At 64.6% G+C, this 22344-nt stretch carries 17 protein-coding genes; 9 read left to right on the top strand and 8 right to left on the bottom strand.

What is annotated here, in order from left to right:
• The first annotated feature begins 116 nt into the window (after positions 1-116).
• The 4 genes from ML401_RS10995 to ML401_RS11010 all read left to right on the top strand — a co-directional run bounded on the left by ML401_RS10995 (position 117) and on the right by ML401_RS11010 (position 8973).
• A complete protein-coding gene (locus tag ML401_RS10995) occupies positions 117-1808 on the top strand; it encodes a methyl-accepting chemotaxis protein (RefSeq protein ID WP_285811944.1) in 1692 nt (563 codons plus the stop codon).
• A gap of 537 nt (positions 1809-2345) precedes the next feature.
• Positions 2346-4442 (top strand): methyl-accepting chemotaxis protein, encoded by a 2097-nt coding sequence (locus ML401_RS11000; RefSeq protein ID WP_285811945.1) that lies wholly within the window; start codon positions 2346-2348, stop codon positions 4440-4442.
• A gap of 168 nt (positions 4443-4610) precedes the next feature.
• Positions 4611-7790, top strand: a complete 3180-nt coding sequence (locus ML401_RS11005) for an efflux RND transporter permease subunit (RefSeq protein ID WP_285811946.1) — start codon at positions 4611-4613, stop codon at positions 7788-7790.
• Entirely contained in the window at positions 7777-8973 is a 1197-nt protein-coding gene (locus ML401_RS11010; protein WP_285811947.1) for an efflux RND transporter periplasmic adaptor subunit, read from the top strand. Before ML401_RS11005 ends, ML401_RS11010 begins: the two co-directional genes overlap by 14 nt.
• A 147-nt stretch (positions 8974-9120) precedes the next feature.
• Here the strand turns inward: ML401_RS11010 and ML401_RS11015 are convergent, their stop codons facing one another.
• The gene (locus ML401_RS11015) at positions 9121-10629 is read right to left on the bottom strand and encodes an acetyl-CoA acetyltransferase (RefSeq protein ID WP_285811948.1); all 1509 of its coding nucleotides are present in this window, start codon (positions 10627-10629) and stop codon (positions 9121-9123) included.
• Between the two features lie 136 nt (positions 10630-10765).
• On the bottom strand, positions 10766-11899 hold the full coding sequence (locus tag ML401_RS11020) for a nitronate monooxygenase (protein WP_211417752.1): 1134 nt from the start codon (positions 11897-11899) through the stop codon (positions 10766-10768).
• 301 nt (positions 11900-12200) lie between these two features.
• On the opposite strand from ML401_RS11020, the gene yghU reads away from it, so the two are divergent.
• Complete coding sequence (yghU, locus tag ML401_RS11025) at positions 12201-13076, top strand: glutathione-dependent disulfide-bond oxidoreductase (protein WP_211417751.1); 876 nt, start codon at positions 12201-12203, stop codon at positions 13074-13076.
• A gap of 117 nt (positions 13077-13193) precedes the next feature.
• Here the strand turns inward: yghU and ML401_RS11030 are convergent, their stop codons facing one another.
• The 5 genes from ML401_RS11030 to ML401_RS11050 all read right to left on the bottom strand — a co-directional run bounded on the left by ML401_RS11030 (position 13194) and on the right by ML401_RS11050 (position 17504).
• Complete coding sequence (locus ML401_RS11030) at positions 13194-13919, bottom strand: N-acetyltransferase (protein ID WP_349643151.1); 726 nt, start codon at positions 13917-13919, stop codon at positions 13194-13196.
• Positions 13920-13939: 20 nt separating this feature from the next.
• The gene (locus ML401_RS11035; RefSeq protein ID WP_211417750.1) at positions 13940-14557 is read right to left on the bottom strand and encodes a flavin reductase family protein; all 618 of its coding nucleotides are present in this window, start codon (positions 14555-14557) and stop codon (positions 13940-13942) included.
• 113 nt (positions 14558-14670) lie between these two features.
• Positions 14671-15948, bottom strand: a complete 1278-nt coding sequence (locus ML401_RS11040; protein WP_028143270.1) for an acyl-CoA dehydrogenase family protein — start codon at positions 15946-15948, stop codon at positions 14671-14673.
• Positions 15949-16239: 291 nt separating this feature from the next.
• Positions 16240-16620, bottom strand: a complete 381-nt coding sequence (locus ML401_RS11045) for a VOC family protein (RefSeq protein WP_211417748.1) — start codon at positions 16618-16620, stop codon at positions 16240-16242.
• A 104-nt stretch (positions 16621-16724) separates the two neighbouring features.
• Positions 16725-17504, bottom strand: a complete 780-nt coding sequence (locus ML401_RS11050; protein WP_194407032.1) for an SDR family NAD(P)-dependent oxidoreductase — start codon at positions 17502-17504, stop codon at positions 16725-16727.
• Positions 17505-17670: 166 nt separating this feature from the next.
• Between ML401_RS11050 and ML401_RS11055 the strand changes: the two genes are divergently transcribed.
• Genes ML401_RS11055 through ML401_RS11065 form a run of 3 tightly spaced genes read left to right on the top strand, consistent with a single transcriptional unit; the run spans position 17671 to position 19823 of the window.
• Positions 17671-18459 carry an enoyl-CoA hydratase/isomerase gene (locus ML401_RS11055; RefSeq protein ID WP_285811950.1) on the top strand — a complete coding sequence of 263 codons (789 nt, stop codon included), beginning with the start codon at positions 17671-17673 and terminating at the stop codon, positions 18457-18459.
• Positions 18456-19442 (top strand): phosphotransferase family protein, encoded by a 987-nt coding sequence (locus ML401_RS11060; RefSeq protein ID WP_285811951.1) that lies wholly within the window; start codon positions 18456-18458, stop codon positions 19440-19442. Before ML401_RS11055 ends, ML401_RS11060 begins: the two co-directional genes overlap by 4 nt.
• 3 nt (positions 19443-19445) lie before the next feature.
• Positions 19446-19823, top strand: a complete 378-nt coding sequence (locus ML401_RS11065; protein ID WP_259205198.1) for a DUF6285 domain-containing protein — start codon at positions 19446-19448, stop codon at positions 19821-19823.
• 141 nt (positions 19824-19964) lie between these two features.
• Here ML401_RS11065 and ML401_RS11070 read toward each other — a convergent pair whose 3' ends face one another.
• Entirely contained in the window at positions 19965-20744 is a 780-nt protein-coding gene (locus ML401_RS11070) for an enoyl-CoA hydratase-related protein (RefSeq protein ID WP_194407036.1), read from the bottom strand.
• Between the two features lie 213 nt (positions 20745-20957).
• On the opposite strand from ML401_RS11070, the gene ML401_RS11075 reads away from it, so the two are divergent.
• On the top strand, positions 20958-22232 hold the full coding sequence (locus ML401_RS11075; protein ID WP_259205204.1) for an acyl-CoA dehydrogenase family protein: 1275 nt from the start codon (positions 20958-20960) through the stop codon (positions 22230-22232).
• Positions 22233-22344 lie beyond the last annotated feature (112 nt).

Raw genomic sequence — 22344 nt, forward strand, 5'->3', positions numbered from 1 at the left:
GAGCCGTAGTTAACGTCTGCTCAGGTGCTCTGAGGTTGGATGTCGGCGCTGCTCCTTTTGGTTGATTCGATAAAATCTCCGCACGCGCTGCCGCGCCACCACAACGAGACCCGATTATGTTCGCCAAGCTTTCCATCCGCGCCAAGATCATCAGTGTCGTGGCGTTCCTGCTGGTCGCGATGACCGGCATGGGCCTGCTCGCCGTGTCGAAGATGCGGTCGATGAATGCCAGCACCGTCGATATCACCACGAACTGGATGCCGAGCGTCAGGGTGATCGGCGACCTGCGGGCCGCGGTCATCACGTACCGCAACGTGGTACGCCAGCACATGCTGGCCGAAGCCCTGGAAGATAAGCTCGTGGTGGAGAAGACTGCTGTCACCGTGACCGAGGCACTCGCCAAGACGCGCAGCAAGTATGAAGCCATGATCAGTTCCCCGGAAGAGCGCGCGCTCTACAACCAGTGGTCAAAACTCTGGGACGATTACAAGAAAGGCACCGACGAGGTCATGGCCTTGTCGCGCAAGGAGGCGGGCAAGATCCCGCGCGAGGCACAGGAGCTCAACTCCAAGACGGTCAACAAGATCGGACTCCAGGCGGATGAGGTCCTGAACAAGGACATCGAGCTCAACACCAAGGGCGGCGAACAGGCCGCTCAGGATGCCGCCGACAACTATTCCTACGCCTTCATGCTGGTGTCGGTCATTCTCGGCGCCGCTGTGGTGATCGGGATCGGCCTCAGCTTCTATCTGGTCCGCGACGTCTCGAACGGCATCAATTCCATCACCGAGCCGATGCAGGCGCTGGGCCGGGGAGATCTGGCCGCCGAGGTCCCGCATCGCGGCGAGAAGACCGAGATCGGCGCCATGGCCGACGTGCTCCAGATCTTCAAGGAGGCGTTGATCGCCAAGAAGGCCGCGGACGAAGCTGCGGCCGCGGATGCTGAAGCCAAGATCGAGCGCGGCCGCCGCGTCGACAACATCACCCGCGAATTCGAAACCATGATCGGCGAGATCGTTCAGACCGTGTCGTCGGCTTCGACGCAGCTCGAAGCCTCCGCTTCGACGCTGACCTCGACTGCCGACCGCTCCCAGCGGCTGGCGACCACGGTTGCCGGCGCTTCGGAGGAGGCTTCGACCAACGTGCAGTCGGTGGCCTCTGCCACCGAGGAGATGGCCTCGTCGGTCGGCGAGATCAGCCGTCAGGTGCAGGAATCGGCGCGGATGGCAGGCGATGCCGTCGGCCAGGCGCGCGCCACCACCGAGCGCGTCAGCGAGCTGTCCAAGGCCGCCGCGCGCATCGGCGACGTCGTCGAGCTGATCAACACCATCGCGGGCCAGACCAATCTGCTCGCGCTGAACGCGACCATCGAAGCCGCGCGTGCCGGTGAAGCCGGTCGCGGTTTCGCCGTGGTGGCCTCCGAGGTGAAGGCGCTCGCCGAGCAGACCGCGAAGGCCACCGGCGAGATCGGCCAGCAGATCTCCGGCATTCAGGCCGCGACCAACGATTCGGTCGGCGCCATCAAGGAGATCTCCTCCACCATCGAGCGTCTCTCCGAGATTTCCTCGGCGATCGCGGCCGCGGTGGAAGAGCAGGGCGCGGCGACGCAGGAGATCGCCCGCAACGTGCAGCAGGCCGCACAGGGTACGCAGCAGGTTTCCTCCAACATCACCGACGTGCAGCGCGGCGCGACCGAGACCGGCACGGCGTCCTCGCAGGTGCTGTCGGCAGCGCAGATGCTGTCCAACGACTCCGGCCGATTGAAGAACGAGGTCAGCAAGTTCCTGACCAACGTCCGCGCGGCCTGATCCCTCCGTCAGGTATCAGATGACACAAGAGCGGCGCCCCTCGGCGCCGCTCTTTGCCTTTGGAGAGAGCCTGCACGCACTGACATATTTTTCACGTGGGTCGTACGGTTCCAAATCTTTATGGGTTCCGAACTCGGAAAGCTCTATTGGTCCTTGCAGTGTTTCGGAGACGGCCTCGTGAGACTGCCTTCATTTTCTGCCATTTGCTCCATTCAATTGAAGATCGCCCCGATCGCCGGCGTTTGCCTCGCGGTCACCTGTATCGCTCACGGCCGCTCAAATGCGGTCCAGCGACTCGGAGCGGCTGACGAGCGACGTCGGCAGTTGCTGACCATGGCGGTGTGAAGAGACACATTCCATTTGCGTTGCGCCGTGCATTCGCGTGCGCAACGTTTTGATAAGCATAAGCCGTGAAGCCCCAGAGCCATACGACTGCACTTTGACGTGAGACAACATCACGTTGCGAACGTGGGGTAGTTCTCGTGAGACCGACCGATTCCGTTATCGGAAGTGGCGCTCGGAAGAAGGAAGCAAGCGGTGCATCTCAGAATAGGCAGGGTCCTGCCGGCCATCATCTCGGTGCTTGCCTTGATGGGGATCGCGGCAACCGGCTACACAGCCATTCACGCCTACCATGATCGCGAGGAGGCCGCGGCCTTCGTCGGTCTCAACGGCATTTCCCAATCACTGCTGCACAGCGCCGGGCAATGGGCCAAGGAGCGCGGCATGACCAATGCAGCCCTGAACTCGCCAGAGGTAATTCCGACCGATCGTCGTTCGGAGATCGACGGTGTGCGCGCGACGTCCGACCAAGCCTTCCGCGATGCCGTCCAACGGCTGCGCGACGTTCCGGCCATGAAGGGCGTCGAACAGCGCATCTCGGAAGCGGAGCGGGCATTCACGAACTTTGAGGACCTGCGCCGCAAGGTGGATGCAAATCTAGCAAAGTCCGGATCGGAACGGGACAGCGAGGTGGTCAAAGCTTTTGCCCCGGCGATCACCGACCTGATCGAGATCGCCGCCAGCAAGCCGCGCCTGACCTTGGAGACCCTGACCAATTCGCCTTCGGCAGTGATGGCGCGCCTTGTCGGTCTTCGGCATCTGACCGCGGAAATGGCCGAGAACGCCGGCCGCGAACGTGCGTTCCTCGGCGGGTTGATCAGTTCGCGCGCGAAGCTCGCCGCAGATGGGATCGGTCGGATCGCGACCTTCCGCGGCCACGTAGAACTCGCTTGGGCGACAGTCGCTCCGATCGCCGACCGCAGCGACGTGCCGACGGCGCTCGCACGAGCCATCAAGCTGGTGAAGGAAGACTACTTCCAGACCTACGGAGCGCTGCGGGCGGAGGTCCTCGCGGCTGGCCCGGGCGGCGACTATAAGATTAGCGGCCATGACTACGTCACCCGCGCGACAACGGCGATCAATTCCATTCTCGCTCTGGCCGACGCCATCGGCGCAGCGGCCGATATGGAGGCCGCCGAGCAGGCGAAGGCGGGTGCCTCGAATCTGATCGTCAGCGTTGCGATCCTTCTAGCGAGCATCGGGCTCGCATTGCTGAGCTTCTGGGTTGCGATTTCGCGGATCGTGCGTCCGCTCTCGGCTTTGACGGGCACGATGGGCGAACTTGCCGCCGGCAATTTCTCCGTCGTTCTGCCCGGTCTCGGCCGCGAGGACGAAATCGGCGACATGGCGCATGCGGTCGAAATCTTTAAGGTTAAGGCCGAAGAGAAGGCGCGCTTGGAGGCCGAGGCCAAAATCACGCAGGATAAGATTGCCGCCGAACAGCGCAGGGCCGACATGCACAGGCTCGCTGGCGCATTTGAAACCGCCGTCGGCGAGATTATCGACACGGTATCCTCGGCATCTACCGAACTCGAAGCTTCGGCGGGCACGCTGAATACGACTGCCGAGCGCGCACAGCAATTGGCAGTCGTGGTCGCAGCGGCGTCGGACGAAGCTTCCTCCAACGTCGAATCGGTCGCGTCGGCGACCGAGCAGCTCTCCTCCTCTGTCACCGAGATCAGTCGACGCGTACAGGACCAGGCTCGCATGGCCAACGAGGCCGTCGGCCAGGCCGGAAGGACCAACGACAAAATCGGCGAGTTGTCGCGAGCGGCCTCTAGGATTGGCGACGTCATCGAACTCATCGACCAGATCGCCGGACAGACCAATCTCCTGGCCCTCAACGCCACGATCGAGGCCGCGCGTGCCGGCGAGGCCGGCCGGGGTTTTGCGGTGGTTGCATCCGAGGTGAAGGCCCTTGCCGAGCAGACAGCCAGAGCCACCGGCGAGATTTCCCAGCACATCGCAGGAATGCAGGCGGCCACTCAGGACTCCGTCGGTGCGATCCGGGAGATAGGCGGTTCGATCGGGCACCTTTCAGAGATCGCCTCCGCCATTGCGGCAGCCGTCGAAGAGCAGGGCGCGGCCACTCAGGAGATCGCGCGCAACGTGCAGAAGGCAGCCCAGGGAACGCAACAGGTGTCGGCCAATGTCGGGAATGTCGAGCACGGGGCCACTGAGACCGGTTCGGCTTCGGCTCAGGTGCTATCGGCCGCTCAAATGCTGTCACGCGATTCCAATCGCCTCAAGCTCGAGGTCGGAAAGTTCCTTGATACGGTACGCGCCGCTTGAGCCGGGCCACCGCATGGCTGTGATGTCGATTTTGCAGTGCGGTAGCAGGGAAGTGAAGGCAGGATAGTTCTGGCTATTAGCGTTTCCGGCGGTGCTCCGGTAAAGGGAAATGGGGATCGCCGTGGGGGCGGCTTCCGCAGTCTCATTTGACCTGGAATTGCCTGGCGCATGATTGCTCTGGTCCGTATTGCCCTGAACCGGCCGTATACGTTCGTCGTGCTCGCGCTTCTGCTGCTGATCATCGGACCGCTGGCGGCGCTGCGGACGCCGACCGACATCTTCCCTGACATCCGCATTCCCGTGATCGGCGTGGTCTGGCAGTACACCGGCCTGCCGCCCGACCAGATGTCCGGCCGCATCACCACGCCGTTCCAGCGCGCGCTGACGACGACCGTCAACGACATCGAGCACATCACCGCCAACTCCTACAACGGCTTTGGCATCATCAAGATCTTCTTCCAGCCCAACGTCGACATCCGCACCGCCAATGCGCAGGTCACCGCGATCTCGCAGACGCTGCTCAAGCAGATGCCGCCAGGCGCGACGCCACCCTTGATCCTGAACTACTCGGCCTCCACCGTGCCGATCATCCAGGTGGCGCTGTCGGGCGATGGCCTGACCGAGCAGAACCTCGCCGATATCGGCATCAACCAGCTGCGCACGCCGCTGGTCACCGTGCCCGGCGCGGCGATCCCCTATCCGTTCGGCGGCAAGCAGCGCCAGGTCCAGATCGATCTCGATCCCACTGCGCTCCAGGCCCGCGGGCTATCCGGCCAGGACGTCGCCAACGCGCTGGCCGCGCAAAACCTGATCACGCCGGTCGGCACCCAGAAGATCGGCCAGTTCGAATACAACATCCAGCTCAACAATTCGCCGCTGAAGATCGACGAGCTCGGCAACCTTCCAATCAAGACCGTCAACGGCGCCATGGTCTATGTGCGGGACGTTGCGAGCGTACGCGACGGCAATCCGCCGCAGACCAACATCGTTCATGTCGACGGCAACCGCTCGGTGCTGATGATGGTGCTGAAGGCAGGCGCGACCTCGACGCTCGACATCATCGCCGGCATCAAGCAGAAGGTGATCGACGTCAAGGACCAGCTCCCCGACGCGCTGAAGATCGGCTTCATCGGCGACCAGTCGGTGTTCGTCCGCGGCGCGATTCAAGGCGTCGCGGTCGAGGGCGTGATCGCGGCGCTGCTGACCAGCGTCATGATCCTGTTGTTCCTCGGCAGCTGGCGTTCGACCATCATCATCGCGGTCTCGATCCCGCTCTCGGTGCTGGGCGCCATCATCATGCTGTCGGCGATCGGCGAGACGCTGAACATCATGACGCTTGGCGGCCTCGCGCTCGCGGTCGGCATCCTCGTCGACGACGCCACCGTGACCATCGAGAACATCAACTACCATTTGGAGCAGGGCAAGCCGGTCGAGCAGTCGATCCTCGACGGCGCCAACCAGATCGTGACGCCGGCCTTCGTCTCGCTGCTCTGCATCTGCATCGTGTTCGTCCCGATGTTCTTCCTCAGCGGCGTCGCGCGCTTCCTGTTCGTGCCGATGGCGGAAGCCGTGATGTTCGCGATGATCTGGTCGTTCATCCTGTCGCGTACGCTGGTGCCGACCATGGCGAACTATCTATTGCAGGCGCATGTCCACCACGACGGCGCCCCGCCGAAATCGCGCAATCCGCTGGTCTGGTTCCAGCGCGGGTTCGAGGCGCGGTTCGAGCGCATCCGCGGCGGCTACCATGATTTCCTCGGCCTTGCGCTGGCCCACCGTGCGGTGTTCGTGATCGGCTTCCTCTGCGTGGTCGGCGCGTCCTTCGCGCTGGTGCCGTTCCTGGGGCGCAACTTCTTTCCCGCGGTCGATGCCGGCAACATCCTGATGCATGTCCGCACCCAGGTCGGCACCCGCGTCGAGGAGAACGCCAACCAGCTCGCCGACGTGCAGAAGGCGGTGCGCAAGCTGATCCCGGGCGAGATCGAGACCATGACCGACAACATCGGCATGCCGATCTCCGGCATCAACATGACCTACAACAACACCGGCGTGATCGGCCCGCAGGACGGCGACATCCAGATCAAGCTGAAGGAGGGCCATAAGCCGACCGAAGAGCATGTGCGCGTGCTGCGTGAGCAATTGCCGCGGCTGTTCCCCGGCGTCAGCTTCGCCTTCCTGCCCGCCGACATCGTTAGCCAGATCCTGAATTTCGGCGCGCCGGCGCCGATCGACCTGCAGATTCGCGGCGCCAATCTCGCCGCCAACTTCGCTTACGCCAACACCCTGCTGGCAAAGGTCCGCAGGATCCCGGGCGTGGCCGATGCGCGGATCCAGCAATCGCCGAACGCGCCGACCTTCAACATCGACGTCGATCGCACCCGCGCGCAATATGTCGGCCTGACCGAGCGCGACGTCACCAACAGCCTCGTGGTCAATCTCGCGGGATCCTCACAGGTCGCGCCGACCTATTACCTCAATCCCGACAACGGCGTGTCCTATTCGATCGTGATGCAGACGCCGCAATACCAGATCGACTCGCTCAGCGCGCTGCAGACGCTGCCGATCACCGCGGCCGGCAATGCGCAGTCGCCGATCCTCGGCGGCATCGCCGACATCAGGCGCTCGGCCTCGAGCGCGGTGGTCTCGCAATACGACATCCAGTCGATGGTGCAGATTTTTGCGACGACCTCGGGCCGCGACCTCGGCGCAGTCGCCGCCGACATCCGCCAGGTGATTGCGGATACGGCCAAAGAGGTGCCAAAAGGATCCTCCGTGGTGCTGCTCGGACAGGTGCAGACCATGAACAGCGCCTTCACCGGCCTGTTGTTCGGGCTGCTCGGTGCCGTCGTGCTGATCTATTTCCTGATCGTCGTGAACTTCCAGTCGTGGTCCGATCCTTTCGTGATCATCACGGCGCTGCCGGCCGCGCTCGCCGGCATCGTCTGGATGCTGTTCACGACCGGGACCACGCTGTCGGTCCCCGCGCTGACTGGCGCCATCATGTGCATGGGCGTTGCCACCGCCAACAGCGTGCTCGTGATTTCGTTTGCGCGCGAGCGCTACGAGGCGCTCGGCGATCCCATTGCCGCCGCGCTCGAAGCCGGCTTCGTCCGGTTCCGCCCGGTGCTGATGACCGCGCTCGCCATGATCATCGGAATGGCGCCGATGGCGCTGGGGCTGGGCGAGGGCGGCGAGCAGAATGCGCCGCTCGGCCGCGCGGTGATCGGCGGCCTGATCTTTGCGACCTTCGCCACGCTGATGTTTGTTCCCGTGGTGTTCAGTATGGTACACAAGAAACAAGGCGCCAAAGTCGCCGCCCCTTTGGAGACCTCGCATGTCGCCCACTGAATCCGGCTCCCCGGTGTCGCGCCGGAAACTGGGCATCTTCGGCGTGGTGGCGCTGATCGCGGCTGGCCTCGTCGTCGGCACGGGCATCCGTGCCCGCGAGGAGCAGGGCTCCAAGCTGAGGGAATGGACCGATGACCAGGCCATTCCGAGCGTGGCGGTGATACAGCCGAGCGCCAAGGCGCAGAGCGCCACCATCGACCTACCGGGCCGGCTGGAAGCCTATTACCGCGCGCCGATCTTCGCCCGCGTGTCGGGTTATCTGAAGAGCTGGAGCGCCGACATCGGCGCGCGCGTCAAGGCGGGGCAGGTGATCGCCGAGATCGAGGCGCCCGATCTCGATCAGCAGCTCTTGCAAGCCAGAGCTGACCTCGCCAGCCAGCAGGCCAGCGCGAGGCTGTCGGAGGCAACGCTGAACCGGCGCAAGACGCTGGTCGCCTCCAACTTCGTCTCGGCGCAGGAGATCGACGAGCGCACTGCCGACCTCTCCAACAAGAACGCCGCCGTCAATTCGGGCAAGGCCAATGTCGAACGGCTGGAGGCGCTGGCCGGCTACAAGAAGATCACCGCGCCGTTCGACGGCATCGTCACCGCGCGCGACACCGACGTCGGCGCCCTGATCAATGCCGGCGGCGGCTCCGGTCCGGCGATGTTCGTGGTCTCGGACATCACCAAGCTGCGCGTCTACGTCAACGTCCCCCAGAATTACGTGCCGGCGATCAAGATCGGCGCCAAGGCGACCATCGCGCTGCCGGAATATCCGAACCGGAATTTCCAGGCGACGGTGGAGGCGTCCTCGCAGGCCGTCGACGTCGCCTCCGGCACGACGCGCATGCAGCTCGGGCTCGACAATTCGAGCGGAGAGCTGATGCCCGGCGGCTATGCCGGCGTGAAGCTCAACCTGCAGCGCGACTCCGCACCGCTCAGCATCCCCGCCAGCGCCCTGATCTTCAACGGCAGCGGCTTGCGCGTTGCCACCGTCGGCGCGGACGACAAGGTGCTGTTCAAGCCCGTGACCATCGCCCGCGACCTCGGCCGCGAGATCGAGCTCGCCTCGGGGATCGCCGCGGACGACCGCGTCATCACGGCCCCGCCGGACGGCCTCTCCGACGGCGATCCGGTGCGCGTGGTTGGCGCCAGGGGCAAGCCGGCGACGGCGTCGGAGAAGCAGGCGCCGAAGGGGTAGGGCAGTCCCGTTCCCCGGACGCAGCGCAGCAAGTGGTGCGCTGCAGAGCCGGGGCCCATCTCTTCGCGCCGTAGCATGTCGCTTTCTAGGTCCCGGCTCTGCGGAGCGGCCCTTCGCGCCGCGCCGCGTCCGGGACACGAGAACAAGCTAGGCGACGCGCCACTCGGGCACACCATCCGCGGCCATCGTGATCTCGCCCAGCGATCCCACCGGCGTCCGGTCCATATCCAGCAGATGCGCCAGCGTCGCTTCATCGCTCGCCGGTATCCGCGCCAATGTGCGACGATTATCCGCCGTCCGCAGCATCACCACGCCATGCTCGACGTCGCCGCCACGGCCGTAGAGTACCGTAAAGCTCTCGACCTTGCCCTGGCCCGAGGCCTCGCTAGCGAACTCCGGCACCGCGCGCTTGTTGCGGTCGGCTTCGGCTTGCACGCTGGTCTCCTGCGCCAGCGCCTCGCGCGGCGGCGCCTTCGCCACCACCAGCGCGTGATGCTTGGTGACGAAGCCGCCCTGGCCATAGAGCAGACCGAGCCTGGCGCCGTCGCGCAGGCGCCGCACCATCGCGCAGGCCGCATGCGTCATGTAGGTATTGAGCGGTGCGCCGAAGAAGGTGAGGCCGCCGGTCACGGTCGGCTGCACGTCGGCACCAAGGCCGAGCGTGCGCCGTGCCATCTTGGGCACGCAGGGGAAGCAGCTATAGAGCTCGATCGCGTCGAACTTTTTCCCGTCGCCGCCCGCGAGGTCCACCACCGCTTTGAGCACCGCGTTCTGCGGATGGCTCTCGTAGAACTGGTCGCGCAGCAGATAGTCGCGCGGCTCTTCCGCCGAGGCGCCGCCGAGCGGATAGACCAGTTTGTCCTCCGCGATGCCGAGCGCGCGCGCCTTGGCGAGGCTGGTGAGCAGCAGTGCGCCGCCCATGTTGACGCTGGGATTGGCGACCATCAGCTTGTTGTAGGGCCACGCGATCAGGCGGTTGTCCGCGCTCGGCGTCGTGATCTCCTCCGGCGCATAGCGCCGCGTCAGCCACGCATTGGGATTTTGCGCGGCTGCCTCCGAATAGCGCGACCACAGCGTGCCCGATTCCGCCATCGCCTCGCGCGGCGTCTGGCCCCAATGCGCGGAGGAGGCGGCCTCGTAGAATGGATAGACCGTGACGGGCCGGAACACCCCTAGCTTCACCGCCAGCGGCTTCTGGAAGGCCGCGCCGCGCTTGGGCTCCTCGACGTCATGGGCGAACGGCGTCCATGGCAGTTTTGCGCCGGCACGCTCCGCCTTGGTCGCGGTCGATTGCGCCTCGGCGCCGCAGATTGCGGCCGCTGTGCATTCGCCGCGGGCGATACGCTTGGCCGCCTCGTGGATGTAGCGGATCGGGCTCTCGCCGCCGACCGGGCCGTAATAGCAATGCGCTGGCGAAATGCCGAGGCGTTGCGCCAAAAGCTTTTCCGGATCGCGATAGCGCCAGCTCAGGAAGTTGACGACGTCGAGCGACTGCACCTCGCCGAGCAGCTTTGCACCGGCATCCGCCTCGGCGCGCCGCAGCGCCTGTTCGAGCAGGTCGAGCGGCTCGAGGCCTTCGGTGATCTCCTTCGGGCGGTCGACGATCTCGCCGATGCCGACGATGACGGGGATGCGTTCGGGGGAAACAGTCGTCATTTTTCTTGCTTCTTCACTCTCTCAGAAATCTCCGACCTCATCCTGAGGAGCCCGCGAAGCAGGCGTCTCGAAGGATGGGCCGCGGGCTCTCATGGTTCGAGACGGCGCTTGCGCGCCTCCTCACCATGAGGGTCTATCATTCCGCCACCAGCGCATTCATGTGCTCGACGGCTTCGGCGAAATCTACCTTGAACTCCTGCACCACGGCACCCGCCGACTTCACGCTGTCGATCAGCCCGACGCCCTGGCCGACGAAATAGCTGACGAGATCGCGCGCCCTGGCGTTGCCGCTCGCGGCCGCGCGATCGATCGAATGAAACGCGTCGCGGCTGATGATGCTCTGCAGCGGCATCGGCAATGCGCCCGGGCTGTCCGGCGCGCGGTCCCAGGCGTCGGTCCAGACCGAACGGAGCTGCCGCGCCGGCTTGCCGGTGCGTCCCTTTGAGCGCACGGCGTCGCGCGAGGACGCCGCGATCATCTTCTCGCGGAAGATCTCCGTGGTTTCGGCTTCCACCGTCGCAAGCCACACCGAGCCGGTCCAGGCGCCGGCCGCGCCCATTGCCATGCAGGCCGCCATCTGCCGTCCGGTCATGATGCCGCCGGCCGCCAGCACCGGCACGTCGCGAATGGGCTTGATCGCCTTGATCACCTCCGGCACCAGCACCATGGTCGAGACCTCGCCGCAGTGGCCGCCGGCTTCGGTGCCCTGCACCACGAGGATATCGACGCCGGCCGCGACCTGGCGCAGCGCATGCTCCTTGGCGCCGACCAGCGCTGCGACCGGCACGCCGTGTTTCTTGCCCATCTCGATCATCGCCTTGGGCGGCACGCCGAGTGCGTTGGCAATCAGGCGGATCGGATGATTGAAGGAGACCTCGAGCAGCTGCAGCGCGGTTTTTCCGTCGAACGGCTGCGGCTGATCGGCTGCGACCTCCGTGCTCGCCAGTTCGATGTCGTATTTCTTCAGGAGCTCGCGCGTGTAGGCGCGGTGCTCTTGCGGCACGCGCGCTTCCAGGCTCTTCCAGGTGACGTCCTTCTCGCCCGACGTCGAGATGTTCTCGGGGATCAGCACGTCGATGCCGTAGGGCTTGCCGTCGACGTGATCGTCGATCCACTTCAACTCGCGTTCGAGCGTATCGGGCGTGTGCACGGTCGCCCCCAGCACGCCGAAGCCGCCTGCGCGGCTGACGGCGGCGACGACGTCGCGGCAATGGCTGAAGGCCAGCAGCGGGAACTCGATTCCCAGCATGTCGCAGATCGGCGATTTCATGGCTCTCTCTCCCGGCGGCCTTCGCATTTTCGTTGTTTTCGCTGGCGAAGCAAAGTGACGCGAGCCAATCGATGACATGCCGGATTCGGCGAGGCATCTTGTGTGTAGGCGTCGCGCGCTTCCCACACGCCGACCGCCCGTCATTCCGGGGCTCGCCCTGTGGGCGCCCCGAATGACGGGGAGGGCCGCCTGCCATGACAAAACGTGAAGTTGTCCCGGCCGGCAATGCGTTGCCGTGCCCTTGTCATCGGCCATTCCAGGGCTAATTAATGCAGACGCATCTTTCCGCCGGAGCCCCCGCATGACCGACACCCCCGCCTACGTGCCGCCCAAAGTCTGGACCTGGAACAAGGAGAATGGCGGGCAGTTCGCCAGCATCAATCGCCCGATCGCCGGCCCCACCCATGACAAGGAGCTTCCGGTCGGCAAGCACCCGCTGCAGCTCTATTCGCTGGCCACCCCGAACGGGGTCAAGGTCACGGTGATGCTGGAGGAGCTGCTGGCCCTCGGCCACAAGGGTGCCGAATACGACGCCTGGCTGATCAAGATCGGCAATGGCGACCAGTTCGGCAGCGGCTTCGTCGCCATCAACCCGAACTCGAAAATCCCGGCGCTGATGGACCGCTCGGGTCCGGAGCCGATCCGGGTGTTCGAATCCGGCTCGATCCTGTTCTACCTCGCCGAGAAGTTCGGCGCCTTCCTGCCGAAGGACGTCAAGGCCCGCACCGAGGCGATGTCCTGGCTGTTCTGGCAGATGGGCAGCGCGCCCTATCTCGGCGGCGGCTTCGGCCATTTCTACGCCTACGCGCCGACCAAGATCGAATACGCCATCGACCGCTTTGCGATGGAGACCAAACGCCAGCTCGACGTGCTCGACCGGCGCCTCGCCGACAACGAATATCTCGCGGGCAAGGAGTACACGATCGCCGACATGGCGGTGTGGCCGTGGTACGGCGCGCTCGCCAAGGGGCTGGTCTATGGCGCCGGCGAGTTTTTGTCGGTGCAGGACTACAAGAACGTGCAGCGCTGGACCGACCAGATCGCGCAGCGCCCCGCCGTGAAGCGCGGCCGCATGGTCAACCGCGTCTCCGGCGATCCCGCCAGCCAGCTGCACGAGCGGCACGACGCCGGCGATTTCGAGACCAAGACGCAGGACAAGATCGAGCCTGCGACGTAGGTGCGTAGGGCGGATTAGCCGAAGGCGTAATCCGCCACTCTTCGTCACGTAGGCGTTCGGCGGATTATGCTCTCGGACTGCGCTTCGCGCAGCCGGGAGCTAATCCGCCCTACGCGATCAATCCGGCAAAATTTCCCCGGAGCCGCCAAGATCCGCGGGCAGGTCGGCATATTTCGGCAGGCCATCCCTAACCGAGACCATCTTGCTCGCGTAGTTCGCGTGCAGGGTCGGCTGGTGTCGGTATCCCTTCAGCAGATTGGCGTAGACGTCGATCAGCCGCATCCGCGGATGCTCGGTCATGACGTGGCCGCCGCAGCGCTTGCAGAACTTTCGATAGGAATGCTCGGTCTTGTTGAACGTCCCGAGCTCTGTCTCGCCCTTAATGATGCGCACAGCGTCCGACTTCCACAGGCTGAAGGCGTTGATCGGCGCCGCCGACCAGGCTTGGCAATCGGCGCAATGGCAATAGCCAGCAAACATCGGTTTGCCGGTGACCTCGACCTCGACCGCGCCACAGAAACAGCCGGCGCGATAGCTCGCCTGTGGCTCGGCATGCGCATTCTTTCCCTCGGCGAGGAGATCGTTGTATTCAGGACTCTTCCGCATGAAATTGCGAATGAAATCGCACTCGACCAAGAGCTTGCGGCCCTGCGCCCGCACCGCATCCAGCGTGGCGCGGCCGAGTTTCGAGCCGATGCCGCGGCCGCCGAGCTCCGGCGGCACCTCGGTGTGCACCAGCGTGATCGCGCCGTCGGTCTTGCGGTAGGTGACGAAGGCGACCGGCCCGTCGACGTCGAGCTCGAACCGCTCGCGTTCTTCATTGTCGCGAAAGGCTTCCGGCATCGTCTCGCTCCTGGGTTCGACTATTTGGTCTTTGCGCCTTCCGCCGCCGGAAACACCACGCGGTCGTCGGTGCGGCAGTAGCGGTCGGCGAACATGCGGCCGATCGGGTGATAGCGGTCCATATGCACTCGCATCGTCTCGTCATCCCACAGTTCGTCGCGAATGTGGAAGTGGAGACCTTCGCCCATGATCAGTTTGCGATCGTCGTTGACGTCGATCAGCTTCCAGAGCTTGCACTCCATCGCCCAGGGCGTGTCGGCGAGCCGCGGCACCGCGATTGTCGTCGAGGCCGCAAGCTTGAGGCCGAGATAATCTGGCTCACCGATCTCAGGCGGAAAGTCGCCGCTGCTCTCGTGCATCGCTCGCGCCAGCGGCTCATCAGCGATATTGACCACGAATTCGCCGGTGCGCTGGATGTTGAGGAAGGTGTCCTTGTCCTCACCATCAGGCTTGCGGTTGGCCGCGAACATGCAGAGTGGCGGATCCTCGCAGAAGGCGTTGAAGAAGCTGAATGGCGCTGCGTTGACGACGCCGGTCGGCCCGAGCGTCGTGACCCACGCGATCGGCCGCGGCAGGATGAAGGACGTCAGCACCTTGTAGCGCTCGCGCGGCGTCAGCTCGCTGGCGGCGTAGTCCATGGTGGCTCCTGGGCAAGTCGTCATTGCCGGGCTTGACCCGGCAATCCGTCAATCCTGAAGACATGCTCCTCACGATGGATGCGCGGGTCAAGCCCGCGCATGAGGAGTTGGGATCACGCCATGCTCAGCTCGTGGCGCCCGACCACCATCCAGTGCACCTCGTCCGGACCATCCGCAAAGCGCAGGTGACGTACGTCCTGGTACATCTCGGCGAGGGGAGTCCAGTGCGAGATGCCGGTGGCGCCGTGCATCTGGATGGCCTGGTCGATGATCTTGCAGGCGCGCTCCGGCACCATGGCCTTGACCATGGAGACCCAGACGCGGGCCTCCTTGTTGCCGAGCACGTCCATCGCCTTCGCGGCCTTAAGCACCATCAGTCGCATCGCCTCGATCTCGCAGCGCGCCTGCGCGATGATTTGCATGTTGCCGCCGAGATGGGCGATCTTCTTGCCGAAGGCTTCGCGGGTGAGGCCACGCTGCACCATCAGGTCGAGCGCCTTCTCGGCCTTGCCGATGGTGCGCATGCAGTGATGGATGCGGCCGGGGCCGAGGCGAAGCTGCGAGATCTCGAAGCCGCGGCCTTCGCCGAGCAGCATGTTCTCCTTGGGCACGCGCACATTGTTGAAGCGCATGTGCATGTGGCCGCGCGGCGCATGGTCCTGGCCGAACACGTACATCGGCCCGAGCACCTCGACGCCGGGCGTGTCGCGCGGCACCAGGATCTGCGACTGCTGCTTGCTCGGCGCCGCGTCCGGATTGGTCTTCACCATCACGATGAGGATCTTGCAGCGGGGATCGCCGACGCCGGAGATGTAGTACTTCTCGCCGTTGATGACCCATTCGTCACCGACCAGTTTTGCGGTCGTCGAGATGTTCTTGGCGTCGGAGGAGGCGACGTTCGGCTCCGTCATGACATAGGCCGAACGGATCTCGCCGTTGAGCAGCGGCTTCAGCCACTTCTCCTTCTGCTCCTTGGTGCCGACGCGCTCCAGCACCTCCATGTTGCCGGTGTCGGGCGCCGAGCAGTTCATGCTCTCCGACGCCAGCGGGCTCTTGCCGAGCTCGGAGGCGATATAGGCGTAGTCGAGGTTCTTCAGGCCCTGGCCGGTCTCGTCGTCGGGCAGGAAGAAGTTCCAGAGGCCTTCCTGCTTGGCCTTGTTCTTGGCTTTCTCCAGCACCTCGAGCTGCTTCGGCGTAAAGCTCCAGCGGTCTTCCTTGCCTTCGCCGGCCTTGGCGAACTCGATCGACATCGGCTCGACGGTGTCGCGGATGAACTTCTTGACGTGATCGTAGAGCGGCCGGACCTGGTCCGACATCCGGAGGTCGTTGAGCTCGTCGCCGGGATTGAGGGTGTAGTTGGTGGTGCGGGGAATATAAGTGTGTTTTGTCATTGTTCCTCCCGGGGACGCTGAGATCGTTCTGGCGGCAGAATAGTGCCAGCGCGGCCAAAGTGCGAGCGCGCATTTTTCACGCGGAGCCATGCCACGCGATGGAATTTGGCGAGCTCGTTTGAAATGTTGTTTGAATGGAGTGGAGAGGCGGCAAGTCCGCGCCTCACACGCCGCTGTCATCGCCCGGCGAAGACCGGGCGATCCAGTATTCCAGAGACAGCGACGATTGGATCGAGAGGTCGCGGCGTATTGGATTCCCCGCTTTCGCGGGGAATCCACCGAGCGTGAGGTTTAGTTTGGCAGCCGATGCATCGCGCAGATCTTGTTGCCGTCGAGATCGCGCAAATAGGCGAGATAGAGCTTGCCGCCGGGGCCCTGGCGGATGCCGGGCGGATCCTCGATCGGTTTTGCGCCGGCGGCAACGCCCGCCGCATGCCAGGCATCGACCTGCTCCGGCGAATTGGCGGCAAAGCCGATCGTGCCGCCGTTCGCGCAGGTCGCGGGCTCGCCGTTGATCGGCTTCGACACCGAGAACACGCCGGTCTTGGTGATGTAGAAGATGCGGTGGCCGTCGACCCTGGCGGGCCGGACCTCGAGCGTGCTCAGCAAATTGTCGTAGAACGTCTTGGCCTTGTCGAGATCGTTGGTGCCGATCATGATATGCGAGAACATTTGCCCGTTCCCTCAGTGTTGTAGCCCGGATGGAGCGAAGCGAATCCGGGTCTTGTTTGCTTGTGCGGTCCCGGATTGCGCTTCGCTCCATCCGGGCTACAAAATCAAAACGCCGTATAGCCGCCGTCGATCACGAACGTATCGGCCGTATGATACGACGACGCCTTGCTCATCAGATACACCGCGATGCCGCCGAAATCGGATGGTTCGCCGAAGCGCCGCACCGGAATCCGCGGCATCACGTTGGCGACGAATTTCTCGTTCGCCATGATGCCTGCGGTCATGTCGCTCTTGATCCAGCCCGGCAGGATCGCGTTCGCGGTGACGCCGTGGCGGGCGAGCTCGACGCCGAGCGCGCGCACCAGCGCGTTGATCGCGGCCTTGGTTGCGGCATAATGCTCGTTGCGCGCGGTGCCGAAGATCGAGGCGAGGCTCGAGGTCGCGACCAGTCGGCCGAAGGGATCGCCGGCATTGGCGCGCTCGGTCATGTGCCGCGCGGCAGCCTGGAAGGCATGGAACACGCCGTCGAGATTGGTGGCAAACATCGTGCGCCATTCCTCCTCGGTGCGCTCGATGAAGGAGCGCCGGCCGCCGCCGCCGATGCCGGCATTGGCGAAGCAGCCGTCGACCCGGCCGAAAGTGTCGAGCGTCGCCTTCATCGCGGCATTGACCGAGGCCGGATCGGTGACGTCGCAGACGCGGCTGTCGACCTTGCCGGAGAGCCCCGACAGGCTCGCGGCGGCGGCCTTGTTCTTCTCGGCATTGCGGCCCCAGATCGAGACGTTGCAGCCCTGGCCCGCGAGCGCCTGCGCGATGCCGAGCCCGATGCCGCCATTGCCGCCAGTGATCACGGCGACGCGGCCGGTGAGGTCGAAGAGGTTCATGGCGTTTCCCGTTTTTTGGCACAGATGCGCATCAGCCGCTGCGCGCAAGATTGCTTGCTATGCTCTGATCACCATGGACAAGACCGCGTCAAAAATCAAATATGCGCTCCGGCAAAACGAATTCCGGTCTGCGAAACTGGCGCAGGCCGCAAATCACGAGGAAACCATGCAGTTCAAACACGTCACGCTCGATTTCGATGGTTCGGTCGCAATCCTCAGGCTCGACCATCAGGAGGTGATGAACGCGGTCTCCGTGGACATGCTGGGCGGTCTTTCCGAAGCGCTCGATACGATCGAGGAGAAGAAGGACGAGGTGCGCTGTGTGGTGCTGACCGGCGCGGGCCGCGCCTTCTGCACCGGCGCCAATCTGCAAGGCCGCAACAACCAGTCGAAGAAGACCAAGGCCGGCCTGACGCTGGAGACCGGTTTCCATCCCTTCCTCCGCCGTATCCGCAATCTGCACTGTCCCATCATCACCGCAGTCAATGGCCCGGCCGCCGGCGCCGGCATGAGCTTCGCGCTGCTCGGCGACATGATCTTGTGCGCGCGCTCGTCCTATTTCCTGCAAGCCTTCCGCCGCATCGGCCTCGTGCCGGATTGCGGCTCGACCTGGCTGTTGCCGCGGCTGGTCGGCCGCGCGCGCTCCATCGAATTGTCGCTGATGGGCGAGCGGCTGCCGGCCGAGAAGGCGCTGGAATGGGGCCTCGTCAACCGCGTCTATGACGATGGCGTGCTGATGGAGGAGGCGATGAAGCTCGCGCGCGACCTCGCCAGCGGTCCGACGGTGGCGCTGTCGCTGATCCGCAAGCTCTACTGGGACAGCCCGGAAAATTCCTTCGAGGATCAGCTCAATCTCGAATTCCAATGCCAGCTTCGTGCGGGCGACACCCAGGATTTCCGCGAGGGCGTCGGCGCATTCCTGGAGAAGCGGCCCGCCAAATTCAACGGCAAATGATTGAGGCCGAGCTTTCCCGCAGCGTCCAGCGCTGGTGCAAGGGCGCGACCGGCGTGACCGGCGCCGCCAAGCTGTCGGGCGGCGCCAGCCAGGAAACCTGGCGCTTCGACATCACCCATCCCGACGGTGCGATCGGTGCGATCCTGCGCCGCTCGCCGAAAGGCTACGGCGCTGCGCCGACGCGCGCGGCGGGTCTGGGGGCTGAAGCGCAGCTGATGCAGCTCGCTTATGAGGCCGGTGTGCCGTCGCCACGCGTGATGCATGTGCTCGTGCCGGAGGATGATCTCGGCACCGGCTTCATCATGCAGCGGGTCGAAGGCGAGACCATCGCGCGCAAGATTCTGCGCGACGATGAGTTCGCGGCGGCGCGGCCGCATCTGGCGCGCCAGATCGGCGGCATTCTCGCCGGCCTGCATCGGCTGCCGCAGGACAAGCTGCCAGAACTGCGCAGCAGGTCGGCGACGCAGGAGATTTCCGAGTTCGAGCGTGACTATCGCAGCCTGAACTGGCCCAAGCCCGTGTTCGAGCTGGCGCTGCGCTGGCTGCGCGACCACGATCCTGGCCCCTCGGTCGAGGCGACCTTGGTGCACGGCGATTTCCGCAATGGCAATCTCATCATCGGTGCCGACGGCGTGCGCGCCGTGCTCGATTGGGAGCTCGCCCATCTCGGCGATCCCATGGAAGATCTCGGCTGGGTCTGCGTCAATTCGTGGCGCTTCGGCGAGATCGACAAACCCGTCGGCGGTTTTGGCTCGCGCGAGGAATTGTTCGCCGGCTATGAGGCGGGAGGCCGCAAGGTCGATCCCACGCGCGTCGAATTCTGGGAAGTCATGGGCACGCTGCGTTGGGGCATCATGTGCGGCGGCATGATGCAGCGGTTTCGCGAGGGCCCCGACCATTCGATGGAGCGCGCCATGATCGGCCGCCGCGCCAGCGAGACCGAGATCGATCTGTTGCGGCTGCTATCGCCGCGCGGGAGCTGAGCCATGCAGGACGAGCCGACCCCGATCGAGCTGACCAAATCAGTCGCCGATTTTCTGCGGAGCGACATCACCCCGCTGATCTCCGGCCACCAGGCCTTCAAGCTCCGCGTCGCCATCAACATCCTCGACCTCGTGACAAGGCAATTGACGCGGGAAGAGGGAAGTGATGCTGCGGAAGTGGCGCGGCTGCGCGCGCTGCTCGGAATCGACGGATCAGTGACGGATCTCAACCGCGCGCTCGCGGATCGCATCGCCAAAGGCGAGATCGATCTCGCAACCCCCGGCCTCGCCGAGCATCTGTGGGCGACCACGATGGACAAGCTCGCCGTCGATCAGCCGAACTACGCGTCCTACAAGCGGGAACTGGGGCGGGGCGGGTAAACGACGCTCCATCCGCCGTCATTCCGAGGCGTCGCACAGCGACGAACCCGGAATCCATTCATCGGCTCGCTTTGGCGCTCGATGGATTCCGGGCTCGCGCCTGTCGGCGCGCCCCGGAATGACGAGCGGCGAGAAGCCCGGTTACTTCCCCACCCATTTCGGCGGCCGCTTCTCCGAGAACGCCTTCGGGCCCTCGATGTAATCCTGCGAGGCCACCATCGCCTGCACCGCCGGGTACTCGCGCTGCTCCGCGATCGCCTGCTCCAGCGAGACGCCAAGCCCCTTCTGGATCGCCTGCTTCGAGGCCCGGATCGACATCGGCGAGTTCTTGGCGATCGTCTCGGCCCAGCGCAGCGCGGCGGTGAGTGCCTCGCCCTGCGGCACCACTTCGTTGACGAAGCCGAGCTCGAGGCCTTCCTTGGCGCTGACATGGCGCGCGGTGAGGATCATGCCCATGGCGCGCTTGAGGCCGATCTGCCGCGGCAAGCGGTGCAGGCCGCCAGCGAGCGCGGCGAGGCCGACGCGCGGCTCAGGCAGTGCGAAGGTCGCGTTCTCCGAGGCGATGATGAGGTCGCAGGCGAGCGCGATCTCGAAGCCGCCGCCCATCGCGACGCCGTTCACCGCCGCGATAACAGGCTTGTCGCAGTCGAAGCGCGCGGTGAGGCCGGCAAAGCCGCCCTTGTCCCAGCCGCGCTTGCCGCCCGCCGCCTGCCACTTCAGGTCGTTGCCAGCGCAGAACGCCTTGTCGCCGCTGCCTGTGACGATCGCGATCCATTGCTCGGGATCTCCGGAGAAATCGTCGAACACCTTCTGCAGCTCGAAATGCGCATCGGTGTGCAGGGCGTTGTAGACCTCCGGCCGCGACAGCGTCACGATCGTGATCGGCCCCTTGCGTTCCACCTTGGAAAATTTCAGCTCCATCGCGCGCTCCCGGATTTTCTTTCGAAGGAATATTGGCGCCATACTACCGCGCGCCCGCGCTCAAGCACCATCGAATTGCGTGGGTGCGCCTTGCGCATCCGGCACGCCTCGCATTGCTTGACTCGGCAGCGCTCTTCTCACCTTAATCGTGCGAAGCAAAAGCGCGCCTAGCGCCTTAACGCAAAACGATAAAATCAATCCGGGAGAGAACCTGTGGATTTTTCATTGCCAGCCGATCTCGTCGCCTATCTCGGAGAGCTCGACCGTTTCATCGAACGCGAGATCAAGCCGCTGGAAGAGGCCGACGACAACATCCGCTTCTTCGATCATCGCCGCGAATGGGCGCGCACCGATTTCGAGAACGGCGGCCTGCCGCGCCACGAATGGGAGGCGCTGCTGCGCAAGGCCAAGGACCTCGCGGATGCCGCGGGGCATCTGCGCTTTCCGGTGCCGAAGCAATATGGCGGCAAGGATGGCTCCAACCTCTGGATGGCCGTGATCCGCGAGCACTTCGCCGCAAAAGGCCTCGGCCTGCACAACGATCTCCAGAACGAGCACTCCGTCGTCGGAAATTTCCCCGTCGTCACCATGCTCGACCGCTACGGTCGCGACGACCAGAAGGCGATGATCGACGGCTCGATCAAGGGCAAGTATCGCATCACGTTCGGCCTCACCGAGCCGCATCACGGCTCGGATGCCACCCACATGGAGACGCGCGCGGTGCCCGCGACCCGCGATAACGTCAAGGGCTGGATCATCAACGGCGAGAAGATGTGGACCACCGGCATGCATGTTGCCACGCATTGCGCGCTGTTCGCGCGTACCAGTGGCAATGACGGCGACGCGCGCGGCATCACGTGCTTCCTCGTGCCGGCCAAGAGCCACGGCGTCAAGGTCGAGGAATACATGTGGACCTTCAACATGCCGACGGATCATCCGCGCGTCAGTTTTACGGACGTGTTCGTCCCGGAAGATGCGCTGTTCGGCGAGGTCGGTCGCGGCCTGTCGCTGGCACAGTGCTTCGTGCATCAGAACCGCATCCGGCAGGCCGCAAGCTCGCTCGGCGCTGCCGTCTACTGCATCAACGAGAGCGTCAAATACGCGCGCGAGCGCAAGCCGTTCGGCAGGGCGCTCGCCGAGAACCAGGCGATCCAGTTCCCGCTGGTCGAGCTTGCGACGCAGGCCGAGATGCTGCGCCTGCTGATCCGCAAGACCGCCTGGGAGATGGACCAGCTCACCGAGGAGCAGATCGAGCGCACGCTCTCCGACCGCGTCTCGATGTGCAACTACTGGGCAAACCGCCTCTGCTGCGAATCCGCCGACCGCGCCATGCAGGTCCATGGCGGCATGGGCTATTCACGCCACAAGCCGTTCGAGCACATCTACCGCCACCATCGCCGCTACCGCATTACCGAGGGCAGCGAGGAGATCCAGATGCGGAAAGTCGCAGGGTTCTTGTTCGGATATATGGGGCCGGGGAAGCATTGAGGCTTACACAGGTCTCGTAGGGTGGATTAGCCGCAGGCGTAATCCACCACTTCCGTCACCCCGGAAAATAAAGAGGTGGGTTACGCCTGCGGCTAACCCACCCTACGGCACC

Source organism: Bradyrhizobium sp. 62B (assembly GCF_030272265.2).
Classification (GTDB): Bacteria; Pseudomonadota; Alphaproteobacteria; order Rhizobiales; family Xanthobacteraceae; genus Bradyrhizobium.